The organism is Carnobacterium divergens DSM 20623 (genome assembly GCF_000744255.1).
Lineage (GTDB): Bacteria > Bacillota > Bacilli > Lactobacillales > Carnobacteriaceae > Carnobacterium > Carnobacterium divergens.
The window spans coordinates 2,336,613-2,362,389 of the sequence record NZ_JQLO01000001.1 but is presented as its reverse complement, the minus strand read 5'-3'; the positions used below and the strand labels follow the sequence as shown (position 1 = coordinate 2,362,389).

The following is a 25,777-nucleotide window of genomic DNA, read 5'->3' as shown; positions in this document are numbered from 1 at the left end:
TAAGCATACTCACGATATAGTTCGTCTTATCTCTCAGTTATTTTCTTTCTTTATTTATGAATAAAAATTGATTTCTATTTTTAAATATACATTTTAGCTTAAATGGTCTGTATCATCCCATTTTATCAAGGTTGTCGTTGTATTTTTAACTTCTAAAACAGAAATACTTGTATTACTCATTAGACCATTTGATCGGATATCTTTAATTTCTGCTCCTAAAAGGCTTTGGATGATTGCTGTTAATGTTACTCCATGAGCAACAAATAATAAATTTTCATCTGAATGTTCTTTCAATGCAGTATGAATTACATTTAAGCTACGTTCAATTAAGGCTGGATAAGTTTCGCCACCAAAATTAGCTGGGTTGTACTTTTCAGGCTGCTCTCTTAAATGATGGAACTCTTCTGGTTCAGTTTCTAAAGCATATGAAAAATGCTTGCCTTCCCATTCGCCAAAACCAAACTCTCTCAAGTCCTTTTCTTCTATTAAAGGGATCGCTTCTTCTCTTTCGGCTAAAATCAATTTGGCTGTATCCTTTGCACGCTTTTGTGGACTTACATAGATTTGTTTAAATTCTATATTTTTTAAGGCTTTTCCTGTTAAAGTCGCGTCTTTTAATGATTCTTCTAAAAGAGCTGAATCTCCGGTTCCTCCTTGGAAACGTCCGTCTAGATTCCATTCTGTTTTTCCATGTCTAACAAAATACAATTTTGTCATTTCATCACACTCCTATTTTCTACTCTTTAGTCTATCACAATTTTTCAATATCTTGAAATGAACTATATATAGAAGGAAAAATAAAAAGAAGATAATTAAATTATCTTCTTTACTACTTTATTTCCAGTTTTCCTCAAGAAATGGGCCTCGTCCTGAACCTTGTCGGTAGCCATTATAATGAGAGGGATTTTTTTTGTAATAGTCTTGATGGTATTCTTCAGCTGGATAGAATGGTTTAGCAGGTTCAATTGTTGTTACTATTGGCGCTTTAAAACGGCCACTTTCAGCTAGATCTTGTTTGGATGCTTCTGCAACCTTTCGTTGTTCTTCATTTAAATAAAATATGACAGGTCGATAGGATGAACCTCTATCTGCAAATTGACCGCTGGCATCTGTCGGATCGGTTTGTCTCCAATAAATTTCAACTAATTGCTGATAGCTAAAAATTGTCGGATCAAAGGTAATTTCAACAGCTTCTGTATGTCCTGTGGTTTCACTACAAACTTCTCGATAAGTCGGTGCAATCGTATGACCTCCTGTATAACCTGCCACCACAGAGATAATACCGGGCTCTGTATCAAAAGGTTTTATCATGCACCAGAAACAGCCTCCAGCAAATATTGCTTTTTCTAATTGTTTTTTACTCATTATACTACCCCTTTCTTCTATATAAATAACAATTTAAGTATAGCATCTTAAGAGTAAGTGACAATTAATTCGCCTTGGTAAAAATAAGTGACCTAAAAAAACTCCCTCTCCTTAAAAGGAAAGAGAGTCTTCGGTAATAATTATTTTGGTTTACGGATTTCTGTAACGCCACCCATATAAGGAACTAATACTTCTGGAATTTTGACTGATCCATCTGCTTGTTGGTAGTTTTCTAAAATTGCTGCAAATGTTCTTCCTACTGCTAAACCTGATCCGTTTAACGTATGAACATAGTCTGTTTTTCCTTCGTCATTGCGGTAACGAATCATCGCACGGCGCGCTTGGAAATCTTCACAGTTTGAACATGAGCTAATTTCACGGAAAGTTTCTTGCGCTGGGATCCAAACCTCTAAATCATACGTTTTAGCAGCTGAAAAACCCATGTCTCCTGTACATAAAGCCAATACTCGGTATGGCAAATTCAACTTTTGTAAAACTGTTTCGGCATCATGAGTCATTTTTTCTAATTCATCATATGACGTTTCAGGCTTACTGAATTTCACCATTTCAACCTTATTAAATTGGTGTAAACGAATCAAACCACGGGTGTCACGTCCTGCACTACCTGCTTCTGATCTAAATGCTGGGCTTAGGGCTGTGAAATAAACAGGTAATTGTTCTGTTGGGATAAATTCATCACGATAATAGTTTGTTAAAGTGATTTCTGCTGTTGAAATCATCGTTAAATCTTCATTTTCAATTTGGAAAACATCTTCTTTGAACTTTGGAAATTGACCAGTTCCATACATTGATCTGCTATTTGCTAAATAAGGTGTCAACATTTCTTGATAACCATGTTCCCCAGTGTGTAAATCTAGCATAAAATTATACAAGGCACGTTCCAGTCTTGCTCCTAACCCTTTGTAATATACAAAACGGCTTCCTGATACCTTCGCTCCTCGTTCAAAATCTAATATATCTAATTCTTCTGCAATATCCCAGTGAGCTTTTGGTTCAAAATCAAATGTAGCAGGTTCACTCCAACGACGTACTTCTACATTATCCTCTTCATCTTTACCGATTGGTACAGAATCATTAGGTAGATTCGGCAATCCTGCAGCAATTTCATTAATGCTTTCATCAATAGCTGCTAATTCTTCATCTAATCCTTTTATTTTATCGCCAACTTCACGCATTTCTGTAATTTTATCATCTGCATTTTCCTTGTTACGTTTTAACGTTGCAATCGCACCTGATACTTCATTACGGTATTTTTTTAAATTTTCAGTTTCGACAATTAATTCACGACGCTTATTGTCTAATACGACAAAATTTTCTAATAATTCTTTTTTTACACCTCTAGTTGCTAATTTTGCTTCTACGGTTGTAAAGTCACTTCTTAAACGTTTAATATCTAACATTGTTCATCTTCCTTTCTGTTTTTAATAAAAATAAAAAGAGCCCTTCCATCCACATATACTTATGGGACGAAATGGCTCGAAAATTCGCGGTACCACCCAAATTTAGACACACTACAACATGTATCTACACTCAATAACAGTTTGATAACGGACTGATTCCGAAACAATTTGGGCCAAATGGGTTCATTGTTTACTTCGCGTGAGGGATTCAAAAAAACAAACCATCAGTTTTCACCAACCACTGACTCTCTACTTGTATTTATTTGATTTACTATGTCACGCTACTGACGTTCGACTTTATTTACTTGCTGTGTTCTTATCATACCTAAGTAACGAGAAAAATGCAATCTAAAAATCTATTTTCAAAAAATTATCCTACCTAAACTTTTCCAATAAAAAAAAAGCAACCTTTTAACTGGTTGCTCCTTCTAATGGTTAAAATAAATTAGTGAAAAAAGATTTGATCTCACGACCTGTTAAAACAAAAAAATTAGCTTTTTCAACTTCTGATGCTGTTACTACTTTTACTTCTTGTCCTGTCGCACCGTTGATATAGCCTAAAGTATCGTTAGTTGGGGCTACTTGAGCTGTTCCAACTTCCATTCCTTTTTTAATAGGAGCTACTAATTCTTTATCGCTATTTAGTAAGCCTTCTTTTTCAGTATAGGTTACTTTTAAATTTTTAACTTCTGTATCTTTTTGAACGATTGCGTTTACGTTAGTATCCATTACTAATTTCACGCTATCTTCTTTTCCTTTTGCTACGTTAATAGCTTTTAAGGCTTTATTTGTGTCACCTTTTTTGACTAATTCTTTCATTTCAAAATTATCAAAAGCGTAATCCATCATTTTAGCTGTTTCTTCAAAACGAGCACCTTTATTTGTTTCGCCATCGCCTGCATTCATTACGACAGTGATAATTCTCATGCCATTTTCTTCAGCAGTTCCAGTAAAACATGCACCGGCAATATCTGTTGTTCCGGTTTTTAATCCGTCAACATTATCACGAGCGTAAATTAAGCCTGGCAGCATCCAGTTCCAGTTTTCCATATGAATTTCATCTGATGTTCCTTTTCTGAAATCGAGGGTTGGAATTTTCGCTGTTTCAAGAACTTCTGGAAAATCATTCAATAGATGTTGAGCAACCAGCGCCATATCACGAGCTGTCATCATATTTTCATCTGTTTCAGAACTTCCTGGATAGATATTGCCATTTAAATCAGAGTTTGTTAAACCTGTTGCATTTACTAAATGAATATCTTCTGCTTTTGCTCCCCATGAAATAACTTTTTCACGCATCGCATCCACAAATTGAGGCTCACTTCCTGAAACAGCCTGTGCCAAACTAATTGCTGCTGCGTTAGCTGAGTAAATCGCCATTGCTTCATATAATTCTTTTACGGTATATTGCTCACCTAAACGTAATGGAACATTTGACAATTCAGAATTCTGACTTGTTTTGTAGCTGTAGTCATCAATGGTGATTTTTTGATCCCATTTTAATTTCCCATCTTTAATAGCTTCTAAAACTAAGTATTCTGTAATCATTTTAGTCATTGATGCAATTCCTAATTTTTCATCACCATTTTTGTTCACTAATACTTTTCCTGTCTTCGCTTCAATTGCAAATGCAGCAGCTGCATTAATTTCTGGTGCTTCAGCTGCTGATGCTGTTTGAGCGCCCATCAAGAAAGATGGAAAAATAGTTCCTATCATTAACGCGACAGCAAAAATCACGCCGTATTTATTTAATTTTTTCATGTAATAAATTCTCCTCAATATCGTTTTTATTGACTTCTCTATGTTAGCGAAATTATCACTAAAAAACAAGTTTTTTTCTGAAATTAAAATGGTTCTTTTTATTCTTTAAAACAAATTAAAAAGCTAAGATTAATCCCTCTGTTCTCAGCTTTTTAAACTAAAATGATTCACGTGAAACATTATTTTGTTTCACTGTTTTGTACTTGCTTTAATGGTAAGTGCAGTACAAAACGTGTTAATTCTTTATCTGATTTCGCATAAATGTATCCCCCATGTAACGCGACGATACTTTGTGCAATCGCTAAGCCTAAGCCTGTTCCACCCGTTTCTTGTGAACGCGATTCTTCTACGCGGTAGAAACGATCGAATAATTGATTTAAAGAAGCTTCTGGAATTTCCGGCCCATCGTTGCTGACTGAAATAATGACTTCTTTACCAACTTTTTGCGCTTCAATCGTGATTTTTTTACCGCCAACACCATATTTTAAAGCATTGGAAATTAAATTATTAAAGACGCGCACAATTTTTTCTGTGTCTGCCTCCATCATAATTTCAGAATCTGGTTGAATCACTTCAATGACCATGTTCTTTTTCTTAGCATCTAATTCAAAATCAGCTGCTAGTTGCTCTAATAGCTTTACCATATCAAACTGTGTAAGGTTTAACGGTGTTGTATGTTGACGAACTTTTGTGTACTCGAATAAATCTTCAACTAATATTTTCATTTGTTTGGCTTTAATGTATGCCGTATGTGTGTATTTTAGTAGCTCTTCTTGACTTTGATATTGTTTATCCTCGATTAATCCCAAATAACCAATAATAGAAGTTAGAGGTGTGCGAATATCATGAGAGACATTCGTAATCAGCTCATCTTTCGATTGCTCAATCTTACGCTCTTCTTCCATTGCACTCACGGTACTGTCCACTAACACATGGATACTGTCGATAACTTTATTCATGTCGCCACTTAATTCAAAAGGAATGCGATGATCGTAATGACCTTCTGCAATGTAATGCAACTCGCTAATAACATGACGTAATTGCATTTGTTTGTAACGACGTTTTAAGCGCCAAAATAAAACAATCATTGCCACAATAACTAACAGAGTAACAAAAATCAATTTGTATGAGTGAACTTGGCGTTCTCCAATTGTAAATGAATTTTTAAAAATCCAAATATTATTGACTAGGTCTGGTGATGTGTACACAAAGCGTTCAAAAATGATTAAAACAGCTAAATAGAGTAAGTAAATCAACCCTACTGTAATAAATCCTTCAAATATCAATTCGCTTTTTTCTTTTCTAGTTAACTTCAACTTTTTGTTTCATCTCCTCAATCATAGAACTGGTTGCCAAGTACAAATTTTATCGATCTTCGATTTTATAACCTACGCCCCAAACAGTTTGTACGACTTTTTCGCCATCAGTTGCTTCTTCGATTTTGTCGCGCAAATGGCTCACATGAACCATGACTGTTTTAGCTGATACTAAGCTTTCTTGTTGCCAGACGCGTTCAAAAATTTCATCTGCACTAAAAACGCGATTTGGGTGGCTAGCTAGTAAATGTAGGATTCCAAATTCTAAAGCGGTTAATTGGATTGATTTTCCATGAATCGTTGTGACTTCATGTGAATCTTTTTGAATAATTAACGGACCGATTTCCAGAACATCTGGTTCGTCTTGTGTCACTTGATAATTGCTTCTTCTTAATAATGATTTGATACGTGCCATGACTTCCAGTGGATTAAAAGGTTTTGCTACGTAGTCATCTGCTCCAGTAATCAACCCTTGGATTTTATCCATATCCGTTGTTTTCGCACTTAACATTAAAACAGGCATTTGCGAGTCTTTACGTAATGCTTTAACTACTTCGATTCCATCCATTTTAGGCATCATCACATCCAATACCATTAAATCGATATCTGGTGTAGTCATAATTTTTGTCATTGCTTCTTTGCCATTATACGCTTTTTCAACTTCATAGCCTTCATTTTTTATATAGATACTTAATAATTCAACAATCTCTTTATCATCATCAACGACTAATATTTTCATAATAGTTCTCCTTGTATGGCGGTTTATTTTTAATTCTTTCTTCTATCATAACAGAAAGTACTAAAGTTTTTGTTAAATATCTACTGATTATTGGTTAAACTAACGAATCAAACCTTATCGAATAGAAACAACAACCCATTCATTTTTGATATCTTTAATAAATATCCAAGTTTGAGAAATCATTCCTTTTTCATAGCGACGACCTCTAATTAATTTGTCCGTAACTGTATCTACAGTGTAATCAATCAGACTGGCTTCAATTTTAACTGAAAACTTCCGATCTTTTTCAATCATTTTAAAATGATGCATTTTTTTAACTCTTACATTTAATACATAGTTTCGAAGATTCTCTTTTCTCATTTTCACCAACATTCGTTGATGGTCAAGGTATAAATCTTGTGAATAGTAACTCCTCGCTAACTCCAATTTATCTTTAGTCCACGCATTTTGAATCGAACAAAAAGCCTCTTCAATGCGCTTGCTGAGTGCATGTTCAATCGTTCCATCATTATTTTTTTGATTAGATTTGAATAAATAGGAAATCCCATATCCTATTATTAAGAGTATGGCTGCGCCTGCAGATAATTCTCCATCTGAAGAATTATCTGAATAATTAGTGTAATTTCCATTATAACTGTTTCCCCCATCATAGTATGTAGCATCTCCTCCACCAGCTACAGCCGAAGCCACTATCGGCATACTGATGAACAGACTTACACAGACAACTAAAAAGCTAAGTATTTTTTTCAAATTTGTTTCCCCCTCCTTATAAAACTTACATTCATTATAAAGTAACGGACGTTTTATTAAAAGCAAAAAAAATCTCTTTTAAATTCAAAGAGATTTTTTTGATTATTATTTATTGCACTGAATAGTTCGGTGCTTCTTTGGTAATTTGTACGTCATGTGGATGTGATTCACGTAAACCAGCACCACTCATACGAATAAATTGAGCTTCGTCTCTTAAATACTTAAGGTCAGCTGCGCCTACATAGCCCATTCCAGCTTTTAATCCGCCCATCATTTGGAAAATAATGTCGCTTGCGCTTCCTTTATAGGCAACGCGACCTTCAATACCTTCTGGAACTAATTTGTTAGCTTCGTTTGTACCGCCTTGGAAATAACGATCGCTTGATCCTTTTTCCATCGCGCCTAAGCTGCCCATTCCACGGTATGTTTTAAAACGACGACCTTGGAATATTTCAAATTCACCTGGTGACTCGTCTGTTCCTGCTAGCATACTTCCTAACATAACAACGTGTCCGCCTGCTGCAAGAGCTTTAACGATATCTCCTGAATATTTGATTCCGCCATCTGCAATAATCGTACGGCCGTATTCACGAGCAACTTCTGCTGCATCATAAATAGCTGTTAATTGAGGTACACCAACACCTGCAACGACACGTGTCGTACAAATTGAACCAGGTCCAATCCCAACTTTTACTACATCGACACCAACATCATATAAGGCACGAGTTGCTTCGCCTGTTGCAACATTTCCGGCAACTAATGTCGCTTCTGGGAACTGTTCACGAATTTCTTTGATCTTACGAATAACCCCTGCACTGTGTCCATGAGCAGTATCTATAATAATTGCGTCTGCACCGGCTTCTAATAACGCTTCTGCACGTTCAAACGTATCACTTGTCACTCCAACAGCTGCAGCTGCTAACAAGCGTCCATGCTCGTCTTTAGCGGCATTAGGGAACTCGATTACTTTTTCAATATCCTTGATGGTAATCAATCCACTTAAACGACCTTTTTCATCAACGATTGGTAATTTTTCAATTTTATGTTGTTGTAAGATTTTTTCAGCATCTTTTAATGAAGTTCCAACTGGAGCTGTCACAAGCTTATCTTTCGTCATGACTTCTTCAATTTTAATGCTGTAATCTGTTACGAAGCGTAAATCACGGTTGGTTAAAATTCCTACTAGAATTCGATCTTGCATATTATTGACAATTGGTACACCACTAATGCGGTAACGTCCCATCAACTCTTCTGCATCAGATACTAAATGAACGGGTGTTAAGAAAAACGGATCGATAATGACGCCACTTTCTGAACGTTTTACTTTGCGAACTTCATCTGCTTGTTCTTGGATACTCATATTTTTATGAATAACTCCCAAACCACCTTGACGCGCCATAGCAATCGCCATTTTTGAATCTGTTACAGTATCCATACTTGCACTCATCAACGGAATATTCAGCTTCAAATTCTTCGCAAGTTGAACACTCATATCCACATCATTTGGTAACACATGGCTTTCTGCTGGAACTAATAGTACATCATCAAATGTATAGCCTTCTTTAGCAAATTTCGTTTCCCAGTTAGACATCTTAAACAACCACTCCTTCGATTTTTTGATTCAATTTGAATTAGATTTTAATTACAAAAATAACAGAGAATTCGGCCTTCGTCAAGCCTTTATGGCTATGAATTCTCTTACAATTGAAAAAAATGTAAAATCACAGGGTTTTATGAAAGAAAGATGAGAAAACACTCCGCTTTTTAGGTTTCTTTCTGTCTTATTTCCAACTGTTTCAAGTTGTTTTTTTACTTAATAAATTCGTTGTGCCACGTTTCGAACAATTGGACCTGCAATAAAAACCTGCAAAATAAGAGCTACAACAAAATTACGAACAAGCGTAATAGCCAAAATTTGATACACTTCTATACCAGTAAAACCAAAATGCATAAACGTTGTTAGAGTCGTCATGCAAATACACATACCAAATACCATAAAAAATTGCATTGCAAAAACTTTCTTCATAATATGTGCATCGGGTTTCACCATTTTACTTTGCATTGCTTTAGCAAATTTTCCAATTACGAAGAGATCTAATAAAAACCCAATAATAAAAATAGGGATAAATCCTTTTAAAATAGTTGTAACAGCCGTCCAGTTGAATCCTACTTGTAAAATGATGTTAAATGCACTCATTAAAAACACCATAACTCCACACATTAATCCTGTAAAAATAAGCTTTTCTCTTGTGTTCTGATACATCGTTCGTTAACCTCCAATTTTTTACTTGCCTATCTAGTGTATCAGTTTCAATTTTTCTTCATAAGTTAAGATTTTCTTAAGATTACTAGTAGTTAGCTCCAACAAAAAAACCGCTAAGCAATCCCGTGAGTACGAGATCTTAGCGGTTTTAAAAATAATCTAGCGGTTAAAAGAACCCACCTTGGATATTCCATTTACGTTTAAAGTATAATTTTGCACCAAATGCTGCTGCTGCAACAATAAGATACCCAATTGGTGGCAGACTCATGTTAATTGACGCTGGTAAGAATGCCATTGAAGCTGTCATCAAGAACATCCACGCAAGCATGGCTACCCCAATAATTAAGATATAACGGAAAAATCCACCTTTTTTCTTCTCTTTCGCATAACGATTAGGTGCATTTTTAGAGATTAGTAAAATGACGATCCCCCCCGCAAGAAAGTTAATCAACAAAGTAATAATTCCCATCTCTGCTCCTTGTTGTGCTTTTCCCCAAAGGCTTGAAACTCCTGTAATTAAGGAAAGCAACGCAACCATCATTAACCCACCATCTAATGCAATCATCCAATCTTTTGATTGACCAACTGGTGCAGTCGCTTTTCTAGGTCCATCTAGTAAAGCTGACGTTTGTTCCGTCACTGTTCCATAAATTTGGCGTGCGGTTTGACCTGTTTTTTGACCTTCTACTAAATGTGGCAGCATTTCGCTGTAAATTTCTGTTTTGCGTTCCTCAGACAAGTTAGCTGCGGTTAAGGCTTTGTCTAACCCCATCATATATTGTTCATTACGCTTTGTTAATTTGGCTTGTAATGCTTCATTTTCTGCTTTTACGTTTACTAATTCTTCATGTTCCACTGTTTCGATAGCCCCTTTCAAGTCTTCCCTCACCTACTAGACGTTAAATAGAAACTCCATAACATCTCCATCTTGTACAATATAGCCTTTTCCTTCTGAACGTAAGCGTCCTGCTTCTTTGATTGCTTGCAGGCTTTCGTATTTGTCTAAATCTTCAAATGAATACGTTTCAGCACGGATAAAGCCTCGTTCAAAATCAGAATGGATAATTCCCGCTGTTTGCGGTGCTGTCATTCCTTGTTTAAAGGTCCAAGCACGAACTTCTTTTTCGCCTGCTGTAAAGTAAGTGGCTAGTCCTAATAAGTGGTAAGCGGTACGAATCAATTGGTCTAAACCAGATTCTGCAATACCCATTTCTTCTAAGAATTCTGCTTTTTCTTCGTCTTCTAACTCAGCGATTTCTTCCTCTGCTCTAGCACAGATAACAATAACATCTGAATTTTCACTTGCAGCAAATTCTTTTACTTGTTTAACGTATTCGTTATTTGATGGATCTGCAACGTCTTCTTCCCCAACGTTCGCTACGTATAAAACAGGTTTCGTTGTTAGTAAGAACAAGCTTTTTACTAGTGGCAATTCATCTTCTGAAAATTCAATGCTTCTTGCTGATTGGCCTGCTTCTAAAACGGGTTTGATTTTTTCTAGCACTGTTAATTCTGCAACAGCGTCCTTATCTTTTGTTCTTGCAACTTTTGCCACACGAGCAATCCGTTTTTCAACAGACTCTAAGTCTGCTAAGACTAATTCTAAGTTAATCGTTTCAATATCTGCTAGTGGGTCTACGCGGCCATCTACGTGAGTGATATTTTCATCATCAAACGAGCGTACAACGTGACAAATCGCGTCTACTTGACGAATATGACTTAAGAATTTATTTCCTAATCCTTCACCTTTACTAGCGCCTTTTACGATTCCTGCGATATCAGTAAATTCAAAAGTCGTTGGAATCGTCTTTTTAGGGGTAATCAATTGCGTAATACGGTCTAGGCGTTTATCTGGTACTTCAACCATGCCCACATTAGGGTCAATTGTCGCGAAGGGATAGTTTGCCGCTTCTGCTCCTGCTTTTGTAATTGCGTTAAATAGTGTTGATTTTCCTACGTTTGGTAAGCCTACAATTCCTGCTGTTAATGCCATTTTTAGTCACACATTCCTTTTCTTTAGTTAATTGTTTCTGCTGAAACGAGTATTTTTTTCATTTTCTTTTCAAATTCTCTTCGTGGCATTAAAACCATATGTCCACATTTTTCACACTTAATCCGAATATCCATGCCCATTCGAATAATTTGCCACCGATTGGTTCCACATGGATGTGGCTTTTTCATTTCGACAATATCGTTTAATTGATACATTTTCCCCCACCCACTCTATCTTAAAAATGATCTATTCGTCTTCAAATTGAATTTCTAAAATATCTAGAATTCTAGTTAAATCGTCAACAGAAAGGTATTCGATTTCGATTTTTCCTTTTTCACCTTTTTCGCTGATTTGAACAGCTGTACCGAATTTATCCATCAAGCGCTCTTCACTTTCTCGGATGTAATAAGGTTTTTTTTCAGCTTTTGGCTTGTCTTGAGCTTTTTCTTTTGGTTGATTCAATTGAATCACTAATTGCTCCAACTGGCGAACCGTTAAATTATCTCGAACAACTCGATTGGCAATTTTGCTGATTTGTTTTTTATCCTTTAAGCCTAGTAATGTTCTTGCTTGTCCCATTGAGATTTCTTCATTTTGAAGCATTTTTTTGACGCCATCAGGCAAACCTAGTAAGCGTAAGTAATTTGCAATATAAGGGCGACTCTTGCCTAGTCGTTTTGCCACTTCTTCTTGAGTTAATTTTAACTTTTTCATCAGCATATCATAAGCTTCTGCTTCTTCAAGAGAGGTCAAGTCTTCTCTTTGTAAGTTTTCCAACACCGCTACTTCCATCATTCGCTCTTCATCAAAGACACGAATAATCGCTGGAATGGTTGCTTTACCTGCTAATTTAGAGGCTCTAAAACGACGTTCGCCGGCAATGATTTCATAGCCTTTGACTGTTGATTCTCTTAAAATAATCGGTTGAAATACACCTGAAGAACGAATGGAATCGGCTAATTCATTCAATGCTTCTTCATCAAATATTTTTCTTGGTTGGTAAGGATTTGGTCTGATTTCTTCTAAGGAAATCTCTTTTACGACTTCACTGTTCACATCGATTTCTTCTAGCTCCGTGTAATCGCCAAAAAGCGCATCTATTCCGCGGCCTAAGCCTTTGCTATTTTTATTCGCCATTTGCTAACACTTCCTTTGCCAATTCTAGGTAAACCTCTGCTCCTCTTGAACGTGGATCGTAATCAATGATCGATAAGCCATGACTTGGTGCTTCTGATAAACGGATATTACGTGGCACAATTGTTTTATACACGCGCTCGCGGAAATATTTTTTCACTTCATCAACGACTTCATAGCCTAGGTTTGTTCTAGCATCCAGCATCGTTAACAACACGCCTTCAATTTTCAAATCAGGATTAAAATGTTTTTGGACAAGTCGGACTGTGTTTAAAAGTTGGCTTAATCCTTCTAATGCGTAATATTCACATTGAACAGGGATCAGAATTGAATCGCTGGCTGTAAATGCATTAATGGTTAAATGACCAAGTGAAGGTGGGCAATCAATTAAAATATAATCGTATTGATCTTTAACCTTTTGAATCGCTTGCTTCAATCGTGATTCTCTTGCCATTTGAGTCGTCAGTTCGATTTCTGCTCCTGCTAATTGAATGGTTGCCGGCACGATCCATAGATTTTCTCTTGATGTCGGCATCACAACGTCTTCGATGGGCGTCTCGTTGACTAAGATGTCATAGATATCTTTTTCAACATCCGCTTTTCGGACTCCTAAGCCACTGGTAGCATTTCCTTGTGCATCTATATCAATCAATAAGATTTTTTTGCCGTTATAAGCTAAACATGCACCTAAATTTACAGTAGTCGTCGTTTTGCCAACGCCACCTTTTTGATTTGCAACTGATATAATTCGTGCCATTGTTGTTCCTCCGTTTTTAGGCTCTCGTTAAATAGGAGACCCGATTTTTGTCCATTAAAAATAGGAGAATAAAAGAAAAGATGCCTTTATTCTCCTGCGCATCTTTTCAAAATGAAATGGTTCATTTATCGCTCTTTATTTATCTTTCTTTTTTGGAATTTCAATTGTGATTCGATAGACATCTTCTAAATCTTCTTCTTCTGTCTTCATTTTAATTCCTGTGTCATTCACCATAGTAATTGATTTTTTTATTGTATTTAACGCCAAGCGAATGTCTTTTGAAATGCCTTTTTTACGTTTTTTGGGCTTCGCGGGTGTTTTTTCTTCTTTGTCAGCTTTTATACTTTTAACTAAGGATTCAGTTTCTTTTACCGTTAATTTTTCTGAAATTATTGTAGCAACAACTTCTTTTTGCTCTTCTTCGTTTAAAGCAAGTAAGCTACGGCCATGTCGTTCTGAAATTTCTTTTGTTAAAAGTGCTTGTTGAACAGGTGTTGAGAGCTTTAGCAAGCGTAGCTTATTAGCAACAAATGACTGACTTTTTCCAATCCGTTGGGCTAAAGCTTCTTGAGTGATTTCATTTAATTCAATCAAACCTTGGTAGGCTTTTGCTTCTTCAATTGATGTCAACTCTTCACGTTGCAGATTTTCAATCAAAGCAACTGATGCTGTTTCTGGATCGGTCATTTCTTGGATAATCGCAGGAACTTCTTCCCACTCTAAAATTTGCATCGCTCTAAAACGTCGTTCCCCAGCAATAATCTCGTATTCTCCCGGTGCATACTCTCGTACAACGATGGGTTGAATTAAGCCATGAATATGAATCGTTCTGGACAATTCTTGCAGCTTTTCTTCATTAAAAATCTTTCTTGGTTGAAAACGATTTGGAACAATACGTGCAACGGGTAGTTTTTGAACAAGTTGTTGCTGCGCCTCTTCGCTTTCAATAGTTTCTAGGGCTACTTCCGGCACAACTTCATCACGTTTTTCAGTTTTCTTTTTTGCTTTTCCTGAACCAAATAAATCCGACAATGCCATTTTATTCTCTCCTTGTAGTTCCTTTGATACTATTGTAACAAAAAGTAGTTTAGTCTTGCAAAATTTTATGATGAAACCGATTCTCTTTTATTACGTTAAAGAGGTTTTCGGTTAGGTGTTCCTGGTTTTCTTGGATACGCCTTTGGTGTTTCTTTCTTTTTATCAATCAAAATAATGTGGCGTTCGCCAGCATCTCTTGGCAATTCACAAATAATATCTTCTCGAACTTTTCCGCCTAATAATGACAGTGCTCGTTCGCCTTCTTGCATTTCTGCGTGGCTGTTACTAGCTTTCAAAGCGATAAACAAACCGCCTTTTTTAACTAATGGCAAGCATAATTCAGACAAGACACTCATTCTTGCAACGGCTCTAGCCGTTACAAAATCAAAGGATTCACGGAACTGTTTATTTTGACCAAAGGTTTCTGCTCGATCATGATAGAAATGCACATCTTCTAATTCTAATTCAGTTGCTAATGTATTTAAAAATTGAATACGTTTATTTAATGAATCAACAATTGTCACCGATAATTTTGGGAAGACAATTTTTAGGGGGATGCTTGGAAACCCAGCACCAGCACCTACATCACATAAGCTTTGGACCCCGTTATTAAAATCCACATACACGCCAGCTAGAATCGAATCATAGAAATGCTTTAAGTACACTTCTTCTTCTTCAGTAATCGCTGTTAAATTGATCTTCTCATTCCATTCTTGGAGAAGGACCAGATATTGTTTAAATTGGTTCATTTGTTTTTCAGTTAGTGGAATTCCCTTTTCTTGTAAGGCTTCCTTAAATTCTTCTGGATTCATGAATTCACGCTCCTTTTTGATAACGTGAAACACAACTTTGTTTCACAACTCTATCTGTTTAACTTTAATACAAATGCCCAAGAAGTGCAATGATTATTTGCTGTTTTTTTTGATTTTTAATGTTTTGTTCGGTGGTATTTTTTTATTTATAAATGAAACGAGAATTCCAAGGCTTAAAACATCAGTTCTATTTTCTTGAAAAATCGTTAATCGGACTTTTTCCGTATGATTTAAACCCAATTATAAAATCGTTACCGTTTTATTTACGAACTATATTGTAGATAAATCTATTTAATGTTAAAATTCTACATGTTGAACCATAATAATTAAGGGGTTGGATTTGGAAATGAAAAAAGCAAGTCTTCTTTTTAGTAAGGTTGCATTGTTAGGTTTAGTTGTAACAAGTTTGGGGAGTTTTTCAGCAATTGTTTCTGCTGATGAAATAGGAGGAACCGACACGGGCGCAGTAACACAAGCCCCCACCGCCACTCTTCCAATTCAATTATTAGGCATTAATGATTTTCACGGTGCGTTAAGTACGACAGGAACAGCCTATATTAATGGAACACCATTTAGAAATGCAGGAAAAGCTGCTTTGCTTGCGACTTATTTAGACCAAGCAGAAGAGACCTTTAAAGAAACAAATGCAACAGGATCGACGATTCGAGTACAAGCCGGTGATATGGTTGGAGCTAGCCCTGCAAATTCAGGTTTATTACAAGATGAGCCTACCATCAAAGTCTTAAACCGCATGAATTTTCAAGTTGGGACATTAGGAAATCATGAATTTGATGAAGGTTTGGCTGAATACAATCGAATTTTAACTGGAACGGCTCCATTACCGGGTCAATTCAATCAGATTACACAAAATTATCAACGTGAAGCTACAAAAACGGATATTGTGATTGCAAATATGACGGATAAAGAAACTGGCGCCATTCCTTTTGATTGGAAACCTTATACAACGAAGTTAATTTCCCAAAATGGACAGTCCGTTGAAGTTGGCTTTATCGGAATCGTTACTACAGAAATCCCTAATTTAGTGTTGAAGAAGCACTATGAACAATATAATTTTTTAGATGAAGCTGAAACCGTTGCAAAATATTCAAAAGAGCTAAGAGATAAAGGTGTTAACGCAATTGTTGTGTTAGCTCATGTACCCGCAACGAGTACCGATGATGTGGCTGTTGGCGACGCTGCGACATTAATTAACAAGGTCAACGCCATTGATCCTGAAAACAGTGTGGATGCTCTTTTCGCAGGACACAATCACCAATTTACAAACGGATTGGCGAACAACACACGCATTGTCCAAAGTACCTCACAAGGAAAAGCCTTCGTTAATATGACTGGCGAACTAGATCCTGTGACGAAAGATTTTGTTAAAACTCCTGACGCTGTTGTGACTCCTGTCTTGACAAATGACGTAAACGGTACTCCGGTAGTTCCTGATTCTGCTGTCAGCCAAATTATTGAAGAGGCGGATAACTTGGTTACTCAAGTTACAAATGAAAAAGTTGGGACTGCGACTGAAGCTGGCACAATGTCTCGTGAAGTCAACGCTGCAAATGAATCGCCAGTAGGCAATTTGGTCACTGATGCGCAACGCATTGTGGCAAATTTAGATGGCAATCATGTTGATTTCGCCATGACAAATAACGGTGGAATTCGAGCAGATTTACTAGTCCAAGATGACAAAACCATTACATGGGGCGCCGCACAAAATGTTCAACCCTTTGGCAATATTTTGCAAATCGTGGAAATGACCGGTGCTCAAATTGAAAATGTATTAAATGAACAATACGATGAAGATGGAAAGTATTTCTTACAGCTATCAGGCTTACGTTATACCTATACGGAAACGGGTGATCCTACTGTCCCTTACAAAGTGCATCAAATAGTTAAAGAAAATGGCGAACCTCTTGATCCTAATGAAACATATCGTGTCGTAATTAACGATTTCTTATTTGGTGGCGGGGATGGCTTTAAAACTTTTACTGGAGCTAAATTAATCGGTGCAATTGATTCTGATACAGATACCTTTATTAACTATTTCAAAGCGCAAGAAGCTGCTGGAAAAACTATTTCAGCTGCCGTTGATGGACGTAAAACGTATCGTTCTCAAGCGGACATTGCTGCTGAAAATGAAAAAAATGCCCTTGCAGCAATTCATGCAGCGACTGTTTTAACCGATATTAAAGAAAAAGATACGCAACATACAGGTAAAACTCTTCCAAATGCAACGATAAACGTTCAAGTAAAAGAGGCGGTTCAAACACGTAGTTTAAATCCCGCAACAGCGATTGCCGATGCAAATGGTGATTTCACTGTTGATATCTCTTCGTTAGACGTGAAAAAAGATCAAGTTTTAGTAGTAACGGTAACCGATCAAAATGGATACAGGGTTCCATTTGAAAAGACCGTTTTAGCAATGGATGTCGTGACACCAAAGCCTGATGAAAATGGAGGAACGCCTCCCGTAACTCCAGAAAAACCTGGAAAGACAGATGAGGATAAACCTGTAACAACCGATAAGACTTCCTCTAAAAAAGATGGAAAGGACTTCCCTCAAACAGGAGAGAACGTCCAATTGATTAGCGCTATTGTTGGTGCTGGTTTGCTTGGCGGAGGAATTGTGTTGGTTTTAAGGAAGAAAAAAATCGTATAGGATAAAAAGAGAACCTCGTATGATACGAGGTTCTCTTTTTTGATATGAGTTACGCTTCTACTTTCGCAATCTTCCCTTGTTCAATATAAACCATCAAAATCGAAATATCGGCTGGATTTACTCCGCTGATTCGACTTGCTTGGGCAATGGTTTCTGGTTGGATTTTGATTAGTTTTTGTTTGGCTTCTGTTGCTAAACCGTTAATGGCTTCATAATCGATACGTTCTGGAATGCGTTTTGATTCCATTCGTTTCATTTTCGCCACTTTTTCAAAGGCTTTTTGAATGTAACCTTCGTATTTCACTTGAATTTCAACTTGCTCTGCAACCTCTTTCGCTACGGCGATTTCTGCTGGGGCAAATTGAACAACTTCTTGATAACTGATTTCTGGGCGACGTAAGAAGTCTGCTGCCAAAATTCCATCTTTTAATGGGGAAGAACCTTTTTCAACTAAAAATGCTTGAAGTTCAGCATGCGGTTTTAAACGAACCGAATTTAAACGTTTGATTTCAGCTTCGACAGCTGCTTTTTTAACCAAATAGTCTTGGTAACGTTCTTCATCTGCTAAACCTAATTCGTGTCCGATTTCTGTTAAACGGAAATCCGCATTGTCATGACGTAAAAGTAAACGATATTCCGCACGAGACGTCAATAAACGGTATGGTTCATTGGTTCCTTTTGTTACCAAATCGTCAATCATAACACCAATATAGCCGTCACTACGCTTCATAATAAAGGGTTCTTTTCCTTGGATTTTCAAGGCTGCATTAATCCCAGCCATCAATCCTTGACCTGCTGCTTCTTCATAGCCTGAAGTTCCATTCATTTGACCTGCAGTAAAGAGATTCTCAACGGTTTTCGTTTCTAAAGAGGGGCGCAGTTGATGAGGAACGACCACATCATATTCAATTGCATAACCTGTTCGCATCATTTCTGCATTTTCTAATCCTTCGATTGAACGGATCATTTCTAATTGAACATCCTCTGGTAAAGAGGTAGATAAACCTTGAACATAGACTTCCTCTGTATTACGACCTTCTGGTTCTAAAAATAGTTGATGTCTTGGTTTGTCACTAAAACGGACGATTTTATCTTCAATGGATGGACAATATCTTGCTCCTACGCCTTCTACGATTCCTGTAAACATTGGCGCACGGTGTAGATTCGCTTGAATAATTTCGTGAGTTTTTTCATTGCTATACGTTAACCAGCAAGACAATTGATCTTTTAAATAAAGACTGTCGGGTGTCTTATAGCTGAAATGATTTGGTTTTTCATCTCCCGGTTGTTCTTCCGTTACGCTGTAATCAATGGTTGAACCTTTTACCCGCGGCGGTGTTCCTGTTTTAAAACGTGCCAATTCAAAGCCATTTCTTAATAGGCTTTCAGATAACTTAATAGAAGGTTGTGAGTTGTTTGGACCAGAAGAATATTTTAACTCTCCAATAATAATTTGTCCTCTTGAAGAAGTTCCAGCAGTTAATACCACAGCTTTACTACGGTAAATAGCGCCTGTATTTGTAACGATTCCTTCACAAATTCCATTTTCAATAATTAGATCTTCGGCAATTCCTTGACGTAAAATCAAGTTATCCGTCTTTTCAATTGTATATTTCATTTCATTGGCGTAAAGAAATTTATCGGCTTGCGCCCGCAAAGCTCTCACGGCAGGGCCTTTCCCTGTATTTAACATTCTCATTTGAATGTACGTTTTATCAATGTTGCGTCCCATTTCGCCACCTAAAGCATCGATTTCACGAACTACAACGCCTTTTGCTGGACCTCCAACGGATGGATTACATGGCATAAATGCCACCATATCTAAATTGATGGTTAAAAGTAGTGTGCTTGCACCCATTCGTGCGCTTGCTAGCGCCGCTTCTGATCCTGCATGTCCTGCTCCAACTACGATAACATCAAATGTACCTGCTTCATATCGTTCCATTTTCTCATTCCCTTCCTATTTACCTAAACAGAATTGACTAAAGAGCTGCGTTAATAATTCATCTTGAACGCTGTCTCCTGTAATTTCACCTAATAAATCCCAACAACGAGTCATATCAATTTGAACTAAATCTACTGGCATGCCAGATTCAATTCCGTTGATAACTTCGTCCAATGCTGCTTCTGCGTCATGAAGTAAGGCAATATGACGAACATTTGATACATACGTAGCATCTCGTTCCCCAGTTGCTCCTGCAAAGAACAACGCAGCAATTTTATTTTCTAAGCTTTCAATACCAGATTTGGTTAAAATAGATGTTTTGACAATATTTTCTGGATCCACTAATGATTCCAATTCAGCTAAATCCAATTGGTTTGGCAAATCCATTTTATTTAAAATGACGATGCGATGATTGTCATTTGTCGCTTCAATCAACAATCGATCTTCATTTGTTAAAGGTTCATTTTGATTGAAAACCAGTAAGACTAAGTCCGCTTCGCTTAAAGCTTGACGGCTACGCTCCACACCGATACGCTCCACAATGTCTTCTGTTTCACGAATTCCGGCAGTATCGACTAGTTTTAATGGCACGCCTCGAACATTCACATATTCTTCGATAATATCTCGCGTTGTCCCAGCAATTTCAGTCACAATTGCCTTGTCTTCTTGTAAAAGGAAATTCAATAAGCTTGATTTCCCAACATTTGGACGACCAATAATCGCCGTTGCTAATCCCTCTCGAAGGATTTTCCCTTCGCTTGCTGTTTGTAAAAGTTGATTGATGCTCGCCTTTACTTGATAGGCTTTTTCAACTAAGAGTTTTGAAGTCAGAGTCTCTACGTCATCATATTCAGGATAATCAATATTCACTTCTACTTGCGCTAATGTGTCTAAAATTTCTGAACGAAGGTTGCGAATTAATTGCGAAAGATTGCCGTCTAACTGTTGCAAAGCTAAATACATCGCTTTATCCGTTTTGGCACGTATCAAATCCATCACGGCCTCTGCCTGTGACAAATCGATTCGACCATTTAGAAAAGCACGTTTCGTAAATTCGCCTGGTTCTGCCAAACGAGCGCCATTTTGCAAGACAAGTTGCAACACTTGATTGACTGACGTAATGCCTCCGTGACAATTAATCTCAACCACATCTTCTCTAGTAAAAGTTTTTGGCTCACGCATAACAGAAACCATCACTTCATCAATGACACCACTATTTTTCGGATCAATAATATGCCCATAATGAATCGTATGACTTGGCACTTCCGCTAATTGTTTTTTTCCAGCTTGATAAACTTTATCTGCAACTGCTAATGCTTCGTCGCCTGATAGGCGAACAATTCCAATCGCACCTTCACCTGGTGGCGTTGAAACAGCTGCAATTGTATCAAATTCTAATGACAACAGACTCACTCCTTCTTATTTTTTTGCACCAAAAAAGTGCCCACTCCACCCCTTGGCTATAAATAGCTAGGAATGGATAAAGCACTTTGACTACTTTTATCGCTAATAAATATTTCAATAAATGATTAAATTATAAGGTTAAAAACATCTTTTTTTAGATGTCAGTTGTTATGAATATAACGTTAAATCCATCATTTGTCAATCCTAAAACCGCAATTTTTCAATCACTTTTTTTGATTTTACGTGGTCGAATCCAATGATTGACCCCTAATGCAATACCAGTGCCAATAAAAGTATCCAAAACACGTTCCATCGCATATCCAAAGGACTCATTCTCAGGAATCATAAAGATGATCGTTAAAAAAGTTCCGCAAGCTCCTACTACACCTTCACGATGTCCAGTAGCTGAACAGCACGTAATCATCACCATCATCAAAAGTGGGATACAAACAAGCTGAACGATGACAACATTTCCAATCACTTCATATAATAAAATAACAATTACCGCAAAAATTGCTCCAAATGTATTTCCAACAATCCGGTGACGACCGAATTTTCGTGTATTTTCCATATCTTCTCTAAGTGCAAAAACAGCCGTTAACGTGGCAACTATTGGTGTTCCTCGATCAAAAATGGTGAAAATCAGCATACATAAAAAAACACTGATTCCTGTTTTAATTGTTCTCAAACCGATTTTAAACTTACTTAATTCAAACAGTTTCGTTCCCCATCCTTTATTAAATACTTCACATACCTACTTGCTAAAATATACCCCTATTCATTTTCTTTGTCAAACCGCCTTTCAACAATAAAAAATACTACTTTCATTCTCTCTTTTCGTCGCCATGTGCTAAAATAGAAATGTAGAAATAACTAAACAAATACAATTGAAACTATCTAAGAATGCGAGGATTAACTATGAATAAATTTTACGAAATTTATTTAGACTTAGAAAAAGCCATCCTAAATCAAACGTACCACGCAGGCACCCTGCTTCCAAGCGAAAATGATTTAGCAAAAGTCTATCATGTCTCACGAGAAACCATTCGAAAAGCCCTAGTACTACTACTGGAAAATGGCTATATTCAAAAAAAACAAGGCAAAGGCTCCATTGTTTTAAACGTCAATCGTTTTGATTTTCCGGTTTCTGGTTTAACAAGCTTTAAAGAGCTCCATGATTCACAAAATTTGAAAAGTGAGACCATTGTGACTAAAAATTGTATCGAAAAAATCTCAAAAAAGTTAGCGAACCACTTAAAAATCTCTCAAGAGACAGAAATTATTTATGTCGAACGTCAACGTAAATTTAATCAAGAAGTGGTAATTTTAGACAAAGATTATTTGCTTACTTCAATTATCCCAGAATTGCCAGCAGAGGCTGCTCAAAATTCGATTTACGATTATATTGAACATACCTTGGGATTAACAATCAGCTTTGCTCAAAAAGAAATTACCGTTGATCCGGCAACAAAAAAAGACCACGAATTAATGGACTTAAATGGAGATACTCATGTTGTCGTCGTTCGTAGCGATGTTTATTTAGAAGACACAACGCTATTCCAACATACAGAGTCTCGACATCGACTGGATCGTTTTCGTTTTGTTGAATTTGCGAGACGGAGAAGCCCGATGTAATCTTCATAAAAATAATAGAAAAAACTATTTCCCAGGAAATAGTTTTTTTACTATCATTATTTTTAAAATAAAGCTACTATCAAATTTCAGCACGATAATAATAGTTGACTTCTAAACCCGAATCGCTTTGAGTTATCTTAAACACATTTTGATTTTCTAAATTGTTATATGAATACTCTGAATCCCATTCTGTGTAGCTAAAATCTAAAAAATAGTTAGCAGGATCAAAAATACTCCCTTCTGGAAGATAATATATTTCCTTTTTATATAATCTATCAAAGTCTTGATACGGATCTACTAAATGATTTATTGTAATCTTTACTAGTTTATTAATTTCAATTTCAGCAAGATAATAATAATTAATTTCTAATCCTGAGTCTCCTTGGTAAAGCTCAAACGGTGATTGATTTTTTAAATCATTATAAGAATATTCTGGATTCCATTCTGTATAACTAAAATCTAGATAATACTGTTTGGGATCAAAAATACTATTTTTAGGTAAATACAATATTTCTTTTTTGTATAAAACATTAAAATCTTGATACGGGTCTACATAGTGGTTCATTGTAATTTCTATTAAATCTGTACTTTCAATTTCGGCAAGATAATAATAATTAATTTCTAAATGTGAATCTTCTTTGTGTACTTCAAAGGGCAATTCGTTATCTAAATCATTATAAGAATAGTTAGAATCCCACTCAGTATAACTAAAATCTAAATAGTACTGTTTGGGATCAAAAATACTTCCTTCATTCAAATAAATTATTTCTTTTTTAAATAATACATCGGTATCTTGGTATGGATTCACATAGTGATTAATCGTAACTTCAATTAAATTGTTTTCGTTTTGTGCTTGTACTTCCTGTGGTGTAAATAAAATAGATATGACGCAGAAAAATAATAATGCAAAGTATTTTTTCATAAGTAAACCTCCTAAATAATATAATTCACTCTAACATGAAAATTAGTTTATCGAGTTATTTATTTTTTCCAGTTTTTTTGCGATAAAATAAATTACTACCTAATCAAAAATAGCACCCGTTCTCCCTCATTATAGATATTGAAGAATAGGTGCTATTTTTAATAGTTATTATGTTGTTTCTCTATATAAAACGCAATCGTTTCATAAGGTTCCAAATGAATCTTACTTGTTAACTTCCGTTTCTTCCCATTTCCAATCAAGTAACGACTCTCTTGATCGATAAATTCCATTGGGATATCTACCGAAGTTGACTCGCCATAAAAATTATTCAATACAAGAACTTGTTCAGAATCCAATTCTCGGACATAGCCATAAACACTTGGATGCTCCATTAACAAGCTTCGGTAAGCTCCTTCTGAAATAACCTTCATCTCTTTACGCAATTGAATCAAGCTTTGATAATAATTGAAAATTTGGCCTTCTTCGCGTTCTTTTTTCACATTAATCAGTGAATAATTATCTGCTACTTTTAACCAAGGTTCTCCAGTACTAAATCCTGCATTTTCAGTGGAGTCCCATTGCATTGGCGTACGGCTCGTATCTCTAGATTTCTCTTGGATAATAGCCATAATTTCTGCCTCAGATAAGCCTTTTTCCTGTAATTCTTTGTATGCATTATGGGTTTCAATATCAACATAGTCCTTAATATCTGCAAAATCGGGATTCAACATTCCGATTTCTTCCCCTTGGTAAATATAAGGAGTTCCACGCAATAAGTGAATGGTTTGAGCTAACATTGTAGCTGTTTCAAAACGATAATGAATAGGATCACCAAAACGACTCAAGGCTCTTGGTTGATCGTGATTGTTCCAAAACAATGCATTCCAGCCATTTCCCTCTGACATTCCTTCTTGCCAATCATTCAAAATGGTTTTCAATTCCATAAAATCAAAAGGCATTAATGACCACTTTTCACCATCTAGATAATCTACTTTTAAATGGTGAAAGCTAAATGCCATCGACAATTCATTTCTATCTGGATTTGAGTACATCACACAATTGTCAATCGTTGTCGAAGACATTTCACCAACAGTTACGCTATCCTCTTCTTTACCAAAACTGGCCTTATTTAGCTCCATTAAATACTCATGAACAATTGGCTGATCTGTATAAAGTGATTTGCCATTTCCTGTCAAATCATCAACTAGTTCTAACGGTTTGCCAATCACATTCATTACGTCAAAACGGAAACCTTTCACGCCTTTTTCAAGCCAAAAATTCACTACAGCAAACAGTTCTTCACGAACTGTCGGATTGTGCCAATTTAAATCAGCCTGTGTTCGATCGTATAAATTCAAGAAGTACTTTCCTGTCTCACCAAAAGGAGTCCAGCTCGGTCCGCCAAATTTTGACTCCCAATTGGTTGGCAAGCTTCCATCAGCTTTAGGTTCACGAATATAATAGTAATCCTGATACTTTTTATCTCCCGCTAACGCCTTCTGGAACCACTCGTGTTCAACCGAGGTATGGTTTAAAACCATGTCTAGCATAATTTCAATCCCTAATTTTTGCGTTTCTCTAACGAGTTCTTCAAAATCAGCCATTGTTCCAAATAAAGGATCAATCGCCAGATAATTTGAAATATCATAGCCATTGTCATTTTGCGGTGAGCAAAAGAATGGATTTAACCAGATCATATCCACTCCTAAATCAGATAAATAAGGAATTTTTTCAATCACTCCTCTTAGATCTCCGACGCCATCTCCATTTGAATCTTTAAACGATTTTGGATAAATTTGATAAATTACTTTTTCATGAAAATTACTCATACTAAACTCCATTTCTAAAACAGTT

23 protein-coding genes and 1 other annotated feature are annotated in these 25,777 nt (G+C 36.3%); of the genes, 2 read left to right on the top strand and 21 right to left on the bottom strand.

The window, feature by feature from the left end; translation table 11 throughout:
- Positions 1-93: 93 nt before the first annotated feature.
- The 16 genes from BR52_RS11270 to rsmG all read right to left on the bottom strand — a co-directional run bounded on the left by BR52_RS11270 (position 94) and on the right by rsmG (position 15,349).
- Positions 94-717, bottom strand: a complete 624-nt coding sequence (locus tag BR52_RS11270; protein ID WP_034572835.1) for a histidine phosphatase family protein — start codon at positions 715-717, stop codon at positions 94-96.
- A 117-nt stretch (positions 718-834) separates the two neighbouring features.
- Positions 835-1,365: a peptide-methionine (S)-S-oxide reductase MsrA gene (gene msrA, locus BR52_RS11265; RefSeq protein ID WP_034572830.1), complete on the bottom strand. Its 531-nt coding sequence runs from the start codon at positions 1,363-1,365 to the stop codon at positions 835-837.
- A 140-nt stretch (positions 1,366-1,505) separates the two neighbouring features.
- A complete protein-coding gene (gene serS / locus BR52_RS11260) occupies positions 1,506-2,786 on the bottom strand; it encodes a serine--tRNA ligase (protein WP_034572827.1) in 1,281 nt (426 codons plus the stop codon).
- Between the two features lie 59 nt (positions 2,787-2,845).
- Positions 2,846-3,081 (bottom strand) — a binding site (T-box leader).
- A gap of 140 nt (positions 3,082-3,221) precedes the next feature.
- Positions 3,222-4,547: a serine hydrolase gene (locus tag BR52_RS11255; protein ID WP_034572824.1), complete on the bottom strand. Its 1,326-nt coding sequence runs from the start codon at positions 4,545-4,547 to the stop codon at positions 3,222-3,224.
- Between the two features lie 179 nt (positions 4,548-4,726).
- Positions 4,727-5,863 carry a sensor histidine kinase gene (locus BR52_RS11250; RefSeq protein ID WP_034572821.1) on the bottom strand — a complete coding sequence of 379 codons (1,137 nt, stop codon included), beginning with the start codon at positions 5,861-5,863 and terminating at the stop codon, positions 4,727-4,729.
- A 49-nt stretch (positions 5,864-5,912) separates the two neighbouring features.
- Complete coding sequence (croR, locus tag BR52_RS11245) at positions 5,913-6,602, bottom strand: response regulator transcription factor CroR (RefSeq protein WP_034572819.1); 690 nt, start codon at positions 6,600-6,602, stop codon at positions 5,913-5,915.
- 114 nt (positions 6,603-6,716) lie between these two features.
- Positions 6,717-7,352 carry a TIM44-like domain-containing protein gene (locus tag BR52_RS11240; RefSeq protein ID WP_034572815.1) on the bottom strand — a complete coding sequence of 212 codons (636 nt, stop codon included), beginning with the start codon at positions 7,350-7,352 and terminating at the stop codon, positions 6,717-6,719.
- Positions 7,353-7,461: 109 nt separating this feature from the next.
- On the bottom strand, positions 7,462-8,943 hold the full coding sequence (gene guaB / locus BR52_RS11235; protein WP_034572812.1) for an IMP dehydrogenase: 1,482 nt from the start codon (positions 8,941-8,943) through the stop codon (positions 7,462-7,464).
- Between the two features lie 222 nt (positions 8,944-9,165).
- A complete protein-coding gene (locus BR52_RS11230; protein ID WP_034572810.1) occupies positions 9,166-9,615 on the bottom strand; it encodes a DUF2798 domain-containing protein in 450 nt (149 codons plus the stop codon).
- Between the two features lie 166 nt (positions 9,616-9,781).
- Positions 9,782-10,492, bottom strand: a complete 711-nt coding sequence (locus BR52_RS11225) for a DUF1129 domain-containing protein (RefSeq protein WP_236707158.1) — start codon at positions 10,490-10,492, stop codon at positions 9,782-9,784.
- A gap of 15 nt (positions 10,493-10,507) precedes the next feature.
- Complete coding sequence (gene ychF, locus BR52_RS11220) at positions 10,508-11,608, bottom strand: redox-regulated ATPase YchF (RefSeq protein ID WP_034572806.1); 1,101 nt, start codon at positions 11,606-11,608, stop codon at positions 10,508-10,510.
- Between the two features lie 23 nt (positions 11,609-11,631).
- Complete coding sequence (locus BR52_RS11215; protein WP_034572803.1) at positions 11,632-11,823, bottom strand: DUF951 domain-containing protein; 192 nt, start codon at positions 11,821-11,823, stop codon at positions 11,632-11,634.
- A gap of 31 nt (positions 11,824-11,854) precedes the next feature.
- Complete coding sequence (locus tag BR52_RS11210) at positions 11,855-12,745, bottom strand: ParB/RepB/Spo0J family partition protein (protein WP_034572800.1); 891 nt, start codon at positions 12,743-12,745, stop codon at positions 11,855-11,857.
- Positions 12,735-13,499: a ParA family protein gene (locus tag BR52_RS11205; RefSeq protein ID WP_034572797.1), complete on the bottom strand. Its 765-nt coding sequence runs from the start codon at positions 13,497-13,499 to the stop codon at positions 12,735-12,737. The genes BR52_RS11210 and BR52_RS11205 overlap by 11 nt, the downstream gene beginning before the upstream one ends.
- A gap of 135 nt (positions 13,500-13,634) precedes the next feature.
- The gene (noc, locus tag BR52_RS11200) at positions 13,635-14,537 is read right to left on the bottom strand and encodes a nucleoid occlusion protein (RefSeq protein ID WP_034572794.1); all 903 of its coding nucleotides are present in this window, start codon (positions 14,535-14,537) and stop codon (positions 13,635-13,637) included.
- Between the two features lie 95 nt (positions 14,538-14,632).
- Positions 14,633-15,349, bottom strand: a complete 717-nt coding sequence (gene rsmG / locus BR52_RS11195) for a 16S rRNA (guanine(527)-N(7))-methyltransferase RsmG (protein ID WP_034572789.1) — start codon at positions 15,347-15,349, stop codon at positions 14,633-14,635.
- A gap of 346 nt (positions 15,350-15,695) precedes the next feature.
- On the opposite strand from rsmG, the gene BR52_RS11190 reads away from it, so the two are divergent.
- On the top strand, positions 15,696-18,017 hold the full coding sequence (locus BR52_RS11190) for a bifunctional metallophosphatase/5'-nucleotidase (RefSeq protein ID WP_034572787.1): 2,322 nt from the start codon (positions 15,696-15,698) through the stop codon (positions 18,015-18,017).
- A 49-nt stretch (positions 18,018-18,066) separates the two neighbouring features.
- Here BR52_RS11190 and mnmG read toward each other — a convergent pair whose 3' ends face one another.
- From mnmG to BR52_RS11175, 3 genes are all read right to left on the bottom strand, one after another.
- Complete coding sequence (gene mnmG / locus BR52_RS11185; RefSeq protein ID WP_034572784.1) at positions 18,067-19,962, bottom strand: tRNA uridine-5-carboxymethylaminomethyl(34) synthesis enzyme MnmG; 1,896 nt, start codon at positions 19,960-19,962, stop codon at positions 18,067-18,069.
- 15 nt (positions 19,963-19,977) lie between these two features.
- Complete coding sequence (gene mnmE / locus BR52_RS11180; protein ID WP_081890735.1) at positions 19,978-21,366, bottom strand: tRNA uridine-5-carboxymethylaminomethyl(34) synthesis GTPase MnmE; 1,389 nt, start codon at positions 21,364-21,366, stop codon at positions 19,978-19,980.
- 220 nt (positions 21,367-21,586) lie between these two features.
- A complete protein-coding gene (locus BR52_RS11175) occupies positions 21,587-22,054 on the bottom strand; it encodes an FUSC family protein (RefSeq protein WP_236707159.1) in 468 nt (155 codons plus the stop codon).
- A 230-nt stretch (positions 22,055-22,284) separates the two neighbouring features.
- Between BR52_RS11175 and treR the strand changes: the two genes are divergently transcribed.
- Positions 22,285-23,001 carry a trehalose operon repressor gene (gene treR / locus BR52_RS11170; protein WP_034572775.1) on the top strand — a complete coding sequence of 239 codons (717 nt, stop codon included), beginning with the start codon at positions 22,285-22,287 and terminating at the stop codon, positions 22,999-23,001.
- Between the two features lie 79 nt (positions 23,002-23,080).
- Here the strand turns inward: treR and BR52_RS11165 are convergent, their stop codons facing one another.
- A complete protein-coding gene (locus BR52_RS11165) occupies positions 23,081-23,923 on the bottom strand; it encodes a hypothetical protein (RefSeq protein ID WP_034572772.1) in 843 nt (280 codons plus the stop codon).
- Positions 23,924-24,081: 158 nt separating this feature from the next.
- Positions 24,082-25,752 (bottom strand): alpha,alpha-phosphotrehalase, encoded by a 1,671-nt coding sequence (treC, locus tag BR52_RS11160; RefSeq protein WP_034572769.1) that lies wholly within the window; start codon positions 25,750-25,752, stop codon positions 24,082-24,084.
- Positions 25,753-25,777: the final 25 nt, after the last annotated feature.

Excerpts from the sequence above, each read along its gene's own strand:
- BR52_RS11255 (WP_034572824.1), bottom strand. The coding sequence starts at position 4,547 with ATGAAAAAATTAAATAAATACGGCGTGATTTTTGCTGTCGCGTTAATG.
- BR52_RS11165 (WP_034572772.1), bottom strand. The coding sequence starts at position 23,923 with ATGAAAAAATACTTTGCATTATTATTTTTCTGCGTCATATCTATTTTA.
- treR (WP_034572775.1), top strand. The coding sequence starts at position 22,285 with ATGAATAAATTTTACGAAATTTATTTAGACTTAGAAAAAGCCATCCTA.
- BR52_RS11190 (WP_034572787.1), top strand. The coding sequence starts at position 15,696 with ATGAAAAAAGCAAGTCTTCTTTTTAGTAAGGTTGCATTGTTAGGTTTA.
- msrA (WP_034572830.1), bottom strand. The coding sequence starts at position 1,365 with ATGAGTAAAAAACAATTAGAAAAAGCAATATTTGCTGGAGGCTGTTTC.
- BR52_RS11270 (WP_034572835.1), bottom strand. The coding sequence starts at position 717 with ATGACAAAATTGTATTTTGTTAGACATGGAAAAACAGAATGGAATCTA.
- BR52_RS11205 (WP_034572797.1), bottom strand. The coding sequence starts at position 13,499 with ATGGCACGAATTATATCAGTTGCAAATCAAAAAGGTGGCGTTGGCAAA.
- BR52_RS11210 (WP_034572800.1), bottom strand. The coding sequence starts at position 12,745 with ATGGCGAATAAAAATAGCAAAGGCTTAGGCCGCGGAATAGATGCGCTT.
- ychF (WP_034572806.1), bottom strand. The coding sequence starts at position 11,608 with ATGGCATTAACAGCAGGAATTGTAGGCTTACCAAACGTAGGAAAATCA.
- BR52_RS11215 (WP_034572803.1), bottom strand. The coding sequence starts at position 11,823 with ATGTATCAATTAAACGATATTGTCGAAATGAAAAAGCCACATCCATGT.
- noc (WP_034572794.1), bottom strand. The coding sequence starts at position 14,537 with ATGGCATTGTCGGATTTATTTGGTTCAGGAAAAGCAAAAAAGAAAACT.
- mnmG (WP_034572784.1), bottom strand. The coding sequence starts at position 19,962 with ATGGAACGATATGAAGCAGGTACATTTGATGTTATCGTAGTTGGAGCA.
- croR (WP_034572819.1), bottom strand. The coding sequence starts at position 6,602 with ATGAAAATATTAGTCGTTGATGATGATAAAGAGATTGTTGAATTATTA.
- treC (WP_034572769.1), bottom strand. The coding sequence starts at position 25,752 with ATGAGTAATTTTCATGAAAAAGTAATTTATCAAATTTATCCAAAATCG.
- guaB (WP_034572812.1), bottom strand. The coding sequence starts at position 8,943 with ATGTCTAACTGGGAAACGAAATTTGCTAAAGAAGGCTATACATTTGAT.
- serS (WP_034572827.1), bottom strand. The coding sequence starts at position 2,786 with ATGTTAGATATTAAACGTTTAAGAAGTGACTTTACAACCGTAGAAGCA.
- rsmG (WP_034572789.1), bottom strand. The coding sequence starts at position 15,349 with ATGAATCCAGAAGAATTTAAGGAAGCCTTACAAGAAAAGGGAATTCCA.
- BR52_RS11230 (WP_034572810.1), bottom strand. The coding sequence starts at position 9,615 with ATGTATCAGAACACAAGAGAAAAGCTTATTTTTACAGGATTAATGTGT.